The 12,036-nt window shown below is 68.6% G+C and carries 11 protein-coding genes; all 11 read left to right on the forward strand.

The window, feature by feature from the left end; translation table 11 throughout:
- The first annotated feature begins 85 nt into the window (after window positions 1–85).
- The 11 genes from ACZZZQ_RS08160 to ACZZZQ_RS08210 all read left to right on the forward strand — a co-directional run bounded on the left by ACZZZQ_RS08160 (window position 86) and on the right by ACZZZQ_RS08210 (window position 12,033).
- Window positions 86–1,429: an ABC transporter substrate-binding protein gene (locus ACZZZQ_RS08160; RefSeq protein WP_463507308.1), complete on the forward strand. Its 1,344-nt coding sequence runs from the start codon at window positions 86–88 to the stop codon at window positions 1,427–1,429.
- A complete protein-coding gene (locus ACZZZQ_RS08165; RefSeq protein WP_230100920.1) occupies window positions 1,426–2,427 on the forward strand; it encodes a carbohydrate ABC transporter permease in 1,002 nt (333 codons plus the stop codon). Before ACZZZQ_RS08160 ends, ACZZZQ_RS08165 begins: the two co-directional genes overlap by 4 nt.
- On the forward strand, window positions 2,427–3,305 hold the full coding sequence (locus ACZZZQ_RS08170; protein WP_053098134.1) for a carbohydrate ABC transporter permease: 879 nt from the start codon (window positions 2,427–2,429) through the stop codon (window positions 3,303–3,305). Before ACZZZQ_RS08165 ends, ACZZZQ_RS08170 begins: the two co-directional genes overlap by 1 nt.
- A 45-nt stretch (window positions 3,306–3,350) precedes the next feature.
- On the forward strand, window positions 3,351–5,030 hold the full coding sequence (locus ACZZZQ_RS08175) for a glycoside hydrolase family 13 protein (protein ID WP_463507309.1): 1,680 nt from the start codon (window positions 3,351–3,353) through the stop codon (window positions 5,028–5,030).
- Window positions 5,031–5,183: 153 nt separating this feature from the next.
- Entirely contained in the window at window positions 5,184–6,179 is a 996-nt protein-coding gene (locus ACZZZQ_RS08180) for a metal ABC transporter solute-binding protein, Zn/Mn family (protein ID WP_463507310.1), read from the forward strand.
- The gene (locus ACZZZQ_RS08185) at window positions 6,176–7,024 is read left to right on the forward strand and encodes a metal ABC transporter ATP-binding protein (RefSeq protein WP_295104374.1); all 849 of its coding nucleotides are present in this window, start codon (window positions 6,176–6,178) and stop codon (window positions 7,022–7,024) included. The genes ACZZZQ_RS08180 and ACZZZQ_RS08185 overlap by 4 nt, the downstream gene beginning before the upstream one ends.
- Window positions 7,021–7,899 (forward strand): metal ABC transporter permease, encoded by an 879-nt coding sequence (locus ACZZZQ_RS08190; RefSeq protein WP_187249213.1) that lies wholly within the window; start codon window positions 7,021–7,023, stop codon window positions 7,897–7,899. The genes ACZZZQ_RS08185 and ACZZZQ_RS08190 overlap by 4 nt, the downstream gene beginning before the upstream one ends.
- 44 nt (window positions 7,900–7,943) lie before the next feature.
- Complete coding sequence (locus ACZZZQ_RS08195) at window positions 7,944–8,360, forward strand: Fur family transcriptional regulator (protein ID WP_042540517.1); 417 nt, start codon at window positions 7,944–7,946, stop codon at window positions 8,358–8,360.
- The gene (locus ACZZZQ_RS08200; protein ID WP_463507311.1) at window positions 8,357–9,391 is read left to right on the forward strand and encodes a permease; all 1,035 of its coding nucleotides are present in this window, start codon (window positions 8,357–8,359) and stop codon (window positions 9,389–9,391) included. Before ACZZZQ_RS08195 ends, ACZZZQ_RS08200 begins: the two co-directional genes overlap by 4 nt.
- Complete coding sequence (locus tag ACZZZQ_RS08205; RefSeq protein ID WP_232224497.1) at window positions 9,384–10,175, forward strand: TIGR03943 family putative permease subunit; 792 nt, start codon at window positions 9,384–9,386, stop codon at window positions 10,173–10,175. Before ACZZZQ_RS08200 ends, ACZZZQ_RS08205 begins: the two co-directional genes overlap by 8 nt.
- Complete coding sequence (locus tag ACZZZQ_RS08210; RefSeq protein ID WP_463507312.1) at window positions 10,165–12,033, forward strand: hypothetical protein; 1,869 nt, start codon at window positions 10,165–10,167, stop codon at window positions 12,031–12,033. Before ACZZZQ_RS08205 ends, ACZZZQ_RS08210 begins: the two co-directional genes overlap by 11 nt.
- The last annotated feature ends 3 nt before the right edge of the window (window positions 12,034–12,036 follow it).

Below are 12,036 nucleotides of genomic sequence, written 5' to 3' on the forward strand. Positions count from 1 at the left end.
CTCGTCCAGATGAGAGAGTACCGTTCATCGAAGTAAATTCGCTCACTAGATTTAGTCTGCGGATCTATAGGACGAAAGGACGACGGTGTCTGTGAAACCCCCATGCCCGGCGCAGCTGGTGGCCGGTGCGGCCGCGCTCGCCCTGGTCGGAGCGGCTCTGACCGGCTGCTCGACGGCCGGCGGAACCGAGACCATCCGCTTCACGTTCAGCAAACGCGAGGCGATCGAGTTCATGACAGAGCTCGTCGCCGAGTACAACTCCTCGCAGGACAAGGTGCGCGTCGAGATCGACACCTCGGGTGTCGACGTCGTGTCGGCGAGCTTCGTGCGCGGCAACCCGCCGGACATCATGCTGGCCAACTACAACTACGAGATCGCCCGGTTCGTGCAGCGCTGCGCGCTCACGGATCTCTCCGACACCGAGGCCGCCTCGACCATCCGCGACGACCTGCAGCCGCTCATGGAGCAGTACGGCTCGTGCGAGGGGCGCACGAGCGCGCTGCCGTACTCGGTGATGGGCGCGTCGGTCATCTACAACAAGCAGATCTTCGACGAGCAGGGCCTCGAGGTCCCGCAGACGTGGGACGAGCTGCTCGCCGTGTGCGATCAGCTGAAGCAGGCGGGGATCGACCCCTTCTACGCCACCTTCAAGGACGACTGGACCGTCGCGCAGGGCTGGTACGACTACACCGCCGGCGGCTCGGTCGACGTGATCGACTTCTTCGACACCCTCGCGGAGGAGGGTACCGAGGTCGGTCCCGACTCCGAGGTGTCGTTCGAGAAGGACTTCGCCGAGCCCATGGACCGCATGATGACCCTCGCGACCGAGTACACCAACGCGGATGCCGCGAGCCGCGGATACGGCGACGGCAATCTCGCATTCGGCAAGGGTGAGGCGGCGATGTACCTGCAGGGGCCGTGGGCGTTCAGCGAGATCGAGAAGACGGCTCCCGACCTCGACCTCGGCACCTTCCCGCTGCCGATGACCGACGATCCCGCCGACCTCGGCGTGCGCGTCAACATGGACCTCGCCGCGATGATCCCCGAGGGGTCGCAGCACCAGGAGGCAGCAGGTGACTTCCTCGAGTACCTGTTCCAGCCCGAGAACATCGAGGCCTACAACGCGTCGCAGCTCGGGTTCACCCCGACGAAGGACGCACCGGCCCCGGACGACCCTCGGATCGAGGGAATGATCGAGTACTACGACAACGGCCAGATCTATCAGGGACCCTCGGTGCTCGTGCCCCGAACCCTGCCGGTCTTCAACTACGCGCAGGCGATGGTGCTGGGCGCGTCCCCGACCTCCACGTTGCGCACCATGGATGCCGACTGGGCGAGGATCGCGTTCCGCGCTCCCATCCCGTCGACCCAGGACAACGCCTCCGGTGAGGACTCAGCATCCGGCGAGACAGAGGAGTCCACGCCATGACGAACACCGCTCTGCCCAACCCGGCAGCCCCCAACCCCTCGTCGTCGAGGCCGACGGCGGGCACGATCACGAAGCCCAACACCCCCACGACCGACACCACGGCGATCATCACGGGAGGCACCCGCAAGCTCGGTCGCCGCACCCGCAAGGTCGAGCCGATCTACTACCTGTTCCTGCTGCCGACGCTGGTCATCTTCACGCTCGCGATCACCGTGCCCGGCATCATGGGCATCTTCTTCAGCTTCACCGACTCGATCGGCATCGGCGAGTGGAGCTTCAACGGGCTGACCAACTACATCGCGATGTTCAGCGACCCGGCCATCCTGCAGAGCTACCTGTTCACGTTCGGTTTCTCGATCGCCACGGTGATCGTCGTCAACGTGATCGCGTTCCTGCTGGCGGTCGGGCTGACCTCCCGCATCCGGTTCAAGACGGGGCTGCGCACGATCTTCGTGATCCCCATGGTGATCTCGGGCATCATCATCGCCTACGTCTTCAACTTCCTGTTCTCGAACTCGATCCCTGCCGCGGGCGCCGCCACCGGCATCCCGTGGCTCTCGACCAGTCTGCTCGCGAATCCCGATCTCGCGTGGGTGGCTATCGTCATCGTCACCGCGTGGCAGGCGGTTCCGGGCACACTGCTCATCTACATCGCCGGCCTGCTCTCGGTGCCGGGCGAGGTCTACGAGGCGGCCAGCATCGACGGAGCGAACAAGAGGCAGCAGCTCTTCCGCATCACGCTTCCGCTCGTCGCGGGGTACGTGGTGATCAACGTCATCCTGGGCTTCAAGGGCTTCCTCAACGCCTACGACATCATCGTCGGCCTCACCAACGGCGGTCCCGGCACCGCCACCCGCAGCGTCGCGATGACGATCATCGCGGGCTTCAACGGCGGCGACTACGCCTACCAGATGGCCAACGCGACGATCTTCTTCATCGTCGCCGTGCTCATCTCCCTGCTGCAGCTCTCGCTGACCCGCGGAAGGAACGCACTCTGATGTCGACGCAGACACTCACCACCATCCCCACCTCGGGCAAGAAGCCGCGCGTCCGCATGGAGCGTGTCAACTGGTCGGGCACGATCATCCTGATCCTGTGTGCCGTCACCGTGCTGCTGCCGCTGTACGTCACGATCTCGATGGCGTTCAAGACCACGGGTCAGGCGGTCGACGGCAACGCGTTCTCGCTGCCGGCGCCCTTCAGCATCGACGGGTTCGTCGAGGCCTGGAATCTCACGAAGTTCCCGGTCGGCGCGGGGATCTCGCTGCTGGTCACGGCCGGCACCGTGATCGCGACGATCGTGCTCGCGGCCTTCGCGTCGTACGCGATCGTCCGCAACTGGGACCACCGCCTGTTCCGCTGGTCGTTCTTCTATCTGCTCGCCGCGATGTTCATCCCGTTCCCCGTGGTGGCGCTGCCGCAGATCCAGTTGACCGGCTGGGTGGGACTCGACAACCCGTTCGGCGTGATCATCCTCGCGACGATGTTCCAGCTGAGCTTCAGCGTGCTGCTGTTCACCGCGTTCCTGCGGTCGATCCCGATCGAGCTCGAAGAGAGCGCCCGCATCGACGGCGCCACCACCTGGCAGACGTTCTGGCAGCTGATCTTCCCGCTGCTGGCGCCGATGAGCGCGACGGTCGGCATCTTCGCCTTCCTCTACGCCTGGAACGACTTCATGATGCCGTCGCTGATCATCTCCGATCCCGCGCTGCAGACGCTGCCGGTGCGGCAGAACCTCTTCCAGACCCAGTTCAGCAACAACTACAACGTGTCGTTCGCCTCGTACCTCATGGCGATGGCCCCGGCGATCCTGGCCTACCTGTTCACGCAGCGCTTCGTCATGGAGGGCGTCACACAGGGCGCCGTCAAGGGCTGACACGTCGCACACCCCAGACCGCAACACGAAGGAGCAACACCCCTCATGACCGATGCGCTTCTCACCGAGACCCGCGACGACACGACGGCCGCATGGTGGCGCCAGGCCGCCGTCTACCAGATCTACCCCCGCAGCTTCGCCGATGCGAACGGCGACGGCCTCGGTGACATCCCTGGCATCGTCTCGCGGGCCGACTACCTGCGCGACCTCGGCATCGACGCCGTGTGGCTCAGCCCGTTCTATCCGTCGGCCCTGGCAGACGGGGGCTACGACGTGGCCGACTACCGCGACGTCGATCCGCGCCTGGGCACGCTCGACGACTTCGACGACATGGTCGCGGCGCTGCACGAGCGCGGCATCCGCGTCGTGGTCGACATCGTGCCGAACCATTCGTCCGACCTGCACGAGTGGTTCCAGGAGGCGCTCGCCGCAGGCCGCGGCTCGGCGGCCCGCGAGCGGTACATCTTCCGCGAGGGATCCGGTCCCGACGGTGCGGAGCCGCCGACCGACTGGACCGCCGCGTTCGGCGGATCGGCGTGGGAGCGGGTCGATGACGGCCAGTGGTACCTGCACAGCTTCGCCCCCGAACAGCCCGACTTCAACTGGGACCACCCGGAGGTGCGCGAGGACTTCCTGACGACGCTGCGCTTCTGGTCGGACCGCGGGGTCGACGGCTTCCGCATCGATGTCGCCCACATGCTGACGAAGGATCTGACCGAGCCCCTGCCCAGCACCGCCGATCTCGAGCTGCTCCCGCACGACGGCAACCATCCGCTGCACGACCGCGACGACGTGCACGAGATCTACGCCGAGTGGCGTCGGGTCTTCAACGACTACGACCCGCCCCGCACCGCCGTGGCCGAAGCCTGGGTCAGCACTCCCGAGCGCCGCGCGCGGTATGCCTCGGCCGAGGGGCTCGGGCAGGCGTTCAACTTCGACCTGCTGGTCGCCGACTTCGACGCGACGCAGTTCCGCACGATCATCACCGACAACCTCGCGCAGTCCGAGGCCACGGGGTCGTCGACGACGTGGGTGCTGTCGAACCATGACGTCACCCGTCACGCGACGCGCTACGGTCTCGCGCCGCTCGAGGGGCGCGCCGGAGTGAAGCAAGGGGTCGAGTGGGTCGCGGCCGGCGGGCCGGAGGATCAGCTCGATCGCGAGGCGGGTCTTCGCCGAGCGCACGCTGCGACGCTGCTGCTGCTCGGGCTCCCCGGCAGCACCTACCTGTATCAGGGCGAGGAGCTCGGCCTCCACGAGGTCGCCGACGTCGCGCCCGAGCAGCGTCAGGACCCGGCGTTCTTCCGTGGTGCCGTCTTCGACGGACTGGGACGGGACGGATGCCGCGTGCCGCTGCCCTGGACCGCATCCGGACCGTCGTTCGGCTTCGGATCCGCCGAGGCGCACCTGCCGCAGCCCGCGTGGTTTGCCGAGTCCGCGGTCGATGTCGAGGCCGCCGATCCGTCGTCGACGCTCTCGCTCTACCGGGAGGCGCTGCGGCTGCGGCACGAGCTGCAGACCGAGGAGAGCCTGGAGTGGATCGAGACCGGCCGGCCCGATGTGCTGCGCTTCGCTCGCCCGAACGGCTGGCAGATCGTGACGAACTTCGGCACCGAGCCGTTCGACCTCGGAGCGGATGCCGCCGATGTCGTCCTCGGCACGGTGGTCGACGAGGCGGTCCCGGCGGACTCGACCGTGTGGATCGCGCCGGGTCTCCTCGGCTGAGCCGGTCTGATTGCAGGACGAAAGCACGGATGCAGGGCGAGAACACGGTTTCTCGTCCTGCATCCGTGCGTCGGCCCTGCAATCGATCGTGAAGCGTGCCACCGCACCCCACCGATTTGATAATGGTTCTCATTAGCGTTTAGAGTGGGGGACATGAAGAAGCCGTTCGTCGCCCTCGCCCTCGCATCCGTCGCCGCACTCTCGCTGGCCGGATGCTCGACCACCCCCGCTGCGGGAGAGGGCGGCGACGGCGGAGCGGTGACGGTCGTCGCGAGCACCAATGTCTACGGTTCGCTCGCCGAGCAGATCGGCGGCGACCGCGTCGACGTGACCTCGATCATCACCTCGGCCACGCAGGACCCGCACTCGTACGAGGCCTCGGCCCGTGACCGCCTGACGGTGCAGAAGGCCGACCTCGTGATCGAGAACGGCGGCGGCTACGACGGCTTCATCGACACCCTGCTGCAGGATGCCCAGGACCCGCACTTCGTCACCGCCGTCGAGTTCTCGCACGATTTCCCGGGCAACGAGGGTCACTCCGATGAGGAGGGCGCGACCGAGGAAGAGCACGATCACGACCACGCTGAGGGTGAAGAGGGGCATGAGGGCCACAATCACATCGAAGGCTTCAACGAGCACGTCTGGTTCGACCCGCACACGATGATCCACGTGGTCGAGGCGATCGCCGATGAGCTTGCCGCGATCGACCCCGACGGCGAGGCGGAGTTCACCGCCAACGCCGAGGACATCGTCGCCGACCTCGAGGGCTTCGAAGTCGACCTCGAGACCCTCAAGACGGATGCCGCCGGCGCCGATGTGATCATCACCGAGCCGCTGCCCGGCTACATCGCCACCGCCGCCGGACTCACCGATGTGACCCCCGAGGGATTCGCGGAGTCGGTCGAGGAGGGCAGCGATGTCGCCCCCGCGACCCTGCTCGAGACCCTGAACGTCGTCGCCAGCGGCGACGTGGCAGCCGTGCTCACCAATGCGCAGACCGGCGGGGCCGAGACGCAGCGCGTCGAGGATGCCGCGATCGCCGCCGGCATCCCTCTCGTCGCGTTCACGGAGCTGCTGCCCGAAGGATCGTCGTACTCTGAGTGGATGAGTGACGCGATCCAGAGCCTCGCCGACGCGCTCCAGTCGTGAGCGCCGCCGCCGACGCGCGGGCAGGAGCCGAGAAGTCGAACCCCGTGCTCGAGGTGCGGGGAGCCGCCCTCCAGCGCGGTGACCGGGAACTGTGGTCGGGCCTCGACCTGACCGTCGAGCCCGGGGAGTTCATCGCCGTGCTCGGACCGTCGGGTTCGGGCAAGACCACGCTGCTGCGCAGCATCCTGGGCCTGCAGCCGCTGTCGGCCGGCGAGATCTCGGTCGCCGGCGGGCCGGTGCGCAAGGGCAACCCGCGCATCGGATACATCCCGCAGCAGCGCTCGCTGGCTCCCGACACGAGCATGCGAGCCCGCGATCTCGTGGCGCTCGGCGTGCAGGGCAGCCGCTTCGGCTTCCCGATCCCGCACCGCGGCGACAAGGCCAAGGTCGATCAGCTGCTCGCCTCGGTCGGAGCCGCGCACTACGCCGACCGCCGGGTCGGCCTCCTGTCGGGCGGTGAGCAGCAGCGACTGCGCGTCGGTCAGGCGCTCGCCGACGAACCCGCCCTGCTGCTGTGCGACGAGCCGCTGTCGAACCTCGATCTCGCGAACCAGGTCGCGATCACCGACATCATCGACCGCCAGCGTCGCGATCGCCGCGCCGCCGTGCTGTTCGTCACCCACGACATCAACCCGATCCTCGGCCGCGTCGATCGCATCCTCTACATCGCCGGCGGTCGCTTCGTGCTCGGCACCCCCGAAGAGGTGCTGCAGACCCGCGTGCTCACCGAGCTCTACGGCACCCCGGTGTTCGTGCTGCGCGCCGGCGACCGACTCGTCGTCGTCGGGGTGCCGGATGCCGAGCCCCACCACCTGCACGACCACGACCACGGAGGTGCCGCATGACCGTCATCACCGGCATCGTGCCTGCGGTCGACTGGAGTGACGTGTTCTCGTTCCAGGACTACGGCGAGCTCGTCGCCCTGCTCGCGAACTCGATCATCGCGGGTGCGGTGCTCGGCATCGTCGGCGGACTGATCGGCGTCTTCGTGATGCAGCGCGACCTCGCGTTCGCGGTGCACGGCGTCAGCGAGCTCTCGTTCGCGGGTGCCGCCGCAGCGCTGCTCTTCGGGGGCAGCGTGGTCGTCGGATCCCTCGGCGGTGCGCTCGTGGCGGCGATCCTGATCGGCGTCCTGGGGGCCAAGGCCCGAGATCGCAATTCGATCGTCGGGGTGCTCATGCCGTTCGGCCTCGGCCTGGGCATCCTCTTCCTGTCGCTCTACGACGGGCGCAGCGCCAACCGCTTCAGTCTGCTGACCGGACAGATCGTCTCGGTCTCGAGCCCCGACCTCGGCTGGCTGCTCGGCATCAGCATCGTCGTGCTGCTCGGGCTGCTGCTCATGTGGAACCCGCTGCGCTTCGACTCGCTCGACCCCGAGTCGGCCGCGGCCCGCGGTGTGCCGACCCGCGCGGTGAGCCTGCTCTTCATGGTGCTGCTCGGTCTGATCGTCGCGGTCAGCGTGCACATCATCGGCGCCCTGCTCGTGATGGCGCTGCTCGTGACTCCCGCGGCGGCCGCCATGCGCGTCTCGGCCGGGCCGGTCGCGGTGCCTCTGCTCGCGGCGCTCTTCGGGTTCGTGTCGGCCGTCGGCGGCATCCTGCTCGCCCTCGCGGGCACGCTGCCGGTGAGTCCGTACATCACGACCCTGTCGTTCACGATCTACGTCGTGTGCTGGATCATCCAGCGCGCCCGAGGCGGCGTGCGCCGCGTGCGGGCCTGACGTTCCCAGGGCCCGGCAAGGGCGGCGCGCCTAGAATCGTGGGTATGGCTCAGCGGAACACCTGGCAGCGCGATCGCGTGCGCGAAGCCCTCGCCGACGCGCGAGGATTCGTCAGCGCGCAGAATCTGCATGCCTCGCTCCGCGACGACAACACCGGCATCGGCCTCGCCACGGTCTATCGGGCCCTGGCCGGACTCGCCGCAGCCGGCGACGCCGACTCGCTGCAGAGCCCCGAAGGCGAGGCGCTCTACCGCGCCTGCACGACGCAGGGCCACCACCACCACCTGATCTGTCGCAACTGCGGACTCACGGTCGAGATCGAGGCGACCGACGTCGAGCAGTGGGCGCACCGCACCGCGGCCCTCCACGGCTTCACGGATGCCGCGCACGTGGTCGACATCTTCGGGCTGTGCGCCTCCTGCACCAACAAGCGGGACGCCGAAGAGGCAGCGAACGCGTGACCACCCAGGCCGCTCCACGGACGGTGCACTCGCACCGGCCCTCCCGATCGCCGCGCTCGCCGTGGATCGGGGTCGGCCTCGGCGCCGCGATCGTGCTCGCGCTCTTCCTGATCGACCGGTTCCTTCCGTCGCTCTTCACCGCGAGCCTGCCCAGCAGGGCTCAGGACGGACTGACCCTCGCCCTGAGCGTGCTCATCGAGGCGCTGCCGTTCGTGATCCTCGGCGTGCTGCTGTCGATCGTCGTCCAGGTGTGGCTGCCCGCCGACGTCATCCACCGCTGGCTGCCGAAGCGCGCATGGGCCCGGCGTGCGGTGCTGTCGCTGCTCGGCATGCTCATCCCGGTGTGCGAGTGCGGCAACGTGCCCTTCGCCCGCGGTCTCATGATGCGCGGGCTCGCACCGGCCGAGGCGCTGACGTTCCTGATCGCCGCCCCGATCGTGAACCCGATCGTGATCCTGACCACGCACGCGGCATTCGGCTTCGATGACGGCATCCTGGTGGCCCGTCTCATCGGCGGATACCTGATCGCCAACCTCATCGGCTGGATCTACAGCCGCCACCCCTCGCCCGACTCGCTGCTCACCCAGCGGTTCATCGACACCTGCGACCGCGTCACGCACGAGCACGGCACCCCGGTGCGCCGCAGCCTCACGCAGTTCCTCGTCGAGCTGCGCGCCGTGATGCCCGCGCTCGTGATCGGATCGGCGCTCGCCGGAGCGGTGCAGGTGCTGATCCCGCGCGAGGTGCTGCTGGCGATCGGCTCGAACCCGGTGCTGTCCATCCTGGCGATGATGGCCCTCGCGATGACCGTCGCGATCTGCTCGAACGTCGACGCCTTCTTCGCCCTGTCGTTCGCCTCCACCTTCTCGTCGGGCGCGCTCGTGGCGTTCCTGCTCGTCGGCCCGCTCGTCGACGTGAAGATGCTCGCTCTCATGCGCACGACCTTCACCACCCGCACCCTCGTCGGGATCATCGGCGTGGTGCTGTTCGCCGCCTTCGCGATCGGGATCGGGGTGAACGTCCTTGTCTGATCACGCGCACCCCACGCAGGCCCGCTCGCGCGCCCGTGCCCTGGGCACCCGCTGGCTCGGCATCGGTCTCGCCACGGTGATCTCGGTCGTCACGCTCGGACTCGGCCTGACCGGTCGCCTGAATCTCTACATCAGCCCCGAGTCGGTGTGGTTCGCCTGCGCCGCGGCCGTCGTGACTCTTGCCGGAGCGATCTGGTCGTGCACCCTGCCGCTCGGCGAGGAAGGCGACCACGGACACGATCACGGACACGGCACGGATGCGGATGCCGAGCCGTCGCCTCGCCGCAGCCTCGCCCTCGTGGGCACGGTCACCGGAGGTGTCGTCGCCTCGGGTGTCGTCATCGCAGCGCTCGTGCTGCCGCCCGCATCGCTGTCGGTCGAGCTGGCGATGTCGCGGGTCGGAGAGCAGACCGCGCTGTTCGCCGGGGCCGACGATGTGACCCTCGGGGTCGCCGACACCGCGACCTTCGGGGTGGGCGACTGGGCGAGCGTGTTCGCGACGGCGACCAACACCGCCGCCTACGACGGCAAGACGGTCACGCTGACCGGCTTCGTCACCCCCACGGATGCCGACGGCGTCAACCTCACGCGCCTCGTCATCACGCACTGCGTGATCGACGCGCAGCCGGCGACGCTGCCGGTGACGATCGACGCGGGAGAGTTCGACACCGGCCAGTGGGTCGAGGTCGAGGGCACGGTCAAGGCGGATGCCGACGGCTCGCTGCACGTCGAGCCCACCACCGTCACCGCGATCGACGAGCCTCAGGACCCGTATGAGTACTGACGACGAGCGCCCCGACCTCCCGGCGGTGCCGCGCACGCGCGCCGAGCTGCGCGCCGCCCGCGAGGCGGAAGCGGCCGCTGCTGCCGCGGATTCCCCGTCGCCGTCGGTGAGCGACGGCGGCGCAGCCGAACCCACCGCCGAATCGCCGGACGAGGGCGGCGGGGCAGAGCGAGACGGAACCTCTCCTGCGACCGACACGCCTGTCGTCTCGCCTGCGGCTCGCGCGGCTCGCGGGGCCGGCGGCGAACGGCCAACGCGTTCGACCTTCGTCCCGCCTGATGCGGAGTCCACGACGTCGTTCGCGGCTCACTCCACGACCGACTACGCGCCCCCGGCGCCGGTGCAGCCGAAGGCCGAGAAGAAGCCGAAGGCCGAGAAGAAGCCCAAGCCGGCGAAGGCCGCCAAGCCGGCGAAGGCCGCCAGGCCCGAGAAGCCCGCCAAGCCGGAGAAGCCCGCGAAGCCCGCGAAGCCCGAGAAGTCCGACACCCCGAGCGACCGCCGGTTCCTGCTGGCGCTCGGCGCTGTGCTCGGCATCCTCGTGCTGGTGGGGGCGGGACTCGGCGTCGTCAGCCTCACCCAGGGACCCCGCATCACCGAGGTGCAGGTCGACCCGACCGAGGCCATCGAGACCTCCGGCAGCCGGGTCATCCTCACCGCGAACCAGTCCCTCGCCGCGATCGACGAATCGCAGGTGACGGTCGACCCCGCCGTGCCCTTCACCCTCGACGCCGCGGGCCGCGGCATCGGCATCCGCTTCACCGTGCCGCTCGATGATGACACCGAGTACACGGTGAAGGTCGCCGATGCGGTCGGCGCCGGAGGCGGCCCGAGCGCTACGCTGTCGACGAGCTTCTCGACTCCGGCATCCCACATCTTCCTGCTGCGCCGAGACCCCGACGGGAACGACCAGATCTTCCGCACCGACCTGTCGGGTGAGAAGGCGCAGCCCGTGTTCGCGGCCGACAAGATCAACGACTTCCGCGCGACGTCGTCGCAGCTCGTGGTCTCGGTCGAGGAGGACGAGGGCTCGAAGCTGCTCGTGATGGACCGCGACGGGACGGACCAGCGCGAGCTCGAGCTGCCCGGTGTCGGATACGTCGGGGCGATCCAGGTCTCCGATCGCGGGGGTCTGGTCGGCTACAGCTACTCCGACAAGGAGCTCAGCGATACGGAGGGGCGCGCCAGCGTGCTCGTCACCCAATCGCTGAGCGGCGACGACGAACCGGTGGTGACAGAGGTCGGGGGCAAGGAGGCGAACATCTTCGTCTGGCAGTTCGTGCCGGACAGCTCCGCCGTGCTCTTCATCGACTTCGACGGTGCGCTCTCGCTGGTCGACCGCTCGACCGATGCGGGAGTGCAGTCCCTCGGACTCGCGACGACCATCCAGGGCATCTCGCGGGGCACGTACACGGCGATCGTCGAGCGACTCGACGGCACGGTGGTCGAGCTGAACCTCGCTGACGGGTCGGAGGTGCCGCTCGAAGCATCGACTCCCGACTACGGCACCGCGATCACGATCACGCCGTACCCCGGCGGCACCCTCCGCCACGTGGTGTCGCGCGACGAGAACGGTCTGCCCGTCGGTCAGGCGGTCATCCGGGTCAACGACGAGGGCGCGGCGACACCGCTCGTCGAGGTCGATTCGACCGACTCGATCCTGCAGGCCTGCGCGTCGCCCAGCGGTCAGTACGCCGCGGTCGTCATAGCGCCGGAGCTCGCCGACAACCCCTACGACCAGATGCTGCTGCCGCTGCCCGAGAACCTCGAGACGCACCTGCTCGACCTGCGCACGGGTGACGAGATCGTGGCGCTCACCGGCTTCGACGCCTCGTGGTGCCAGACGGCCCCCCAGTTCTGAGCC

This window comes from Microbacterium sp. AC132, assembly GCF_979258525.1.

What these genes read in the sequence shown, in the direction of transcription:
- ACZZZQ_RS08165 (WP_230100920.1), top strand. Translation starts at nt 1,426, where the DNA reads ATGACGAACACCGCTCTGCCCAACCCGGCAGCCCCCAACCCCTCGTCG.
- ACZZZQ_RS08170 (WP_053098134.1), top strand. Translation starts at nt 2,427, where the DNA reads ATGTCGACGCAGACACTCACCACCATCCCCACCTCGGGCAAGAAGCCG.
- ACZZZQ_RS08175 (WP_463507309.1), top strand. Translation starts at nt 3,351, where the DNA reads ATGACCGATGCGCTTCTCACCGAGACCCGCGACGACACGACGGCCGCA.
- ACZZZQ_RS08180 (WP_463507310.1), top strand. Translation starts at nt 5,184, where the DNA reads ATGAAGAAGCCGTTCGTCGCCCTCGCCCTCGCATCCGTCGCCGCACTC.
- ACZZZQ_RS08190 (WP_187249213.1), top strand. Translation starts at nt 7,021, where the DNA reads ATGACCGTCATCACCGGCATCGTGCCTGCGGTCGACTGGAGTGACGTG.
- ACZZZQ_RS08195 (WP_042540517.1), top strand. Translation starts at nt 7,944, where the DNA reads ATGGCTCAGCGGAACACCTGGCAGCGCGATCGCGTGCGCGAAGCCCTC.
- ACZZZQ_RS08210 (WP_463507312.1), top strand. Translation starts at nt 10,165, where the DNA reads ATGAGTACTGACGACGAGCGCCCCGACCTCCCGGCGGTGCCGCGCACG.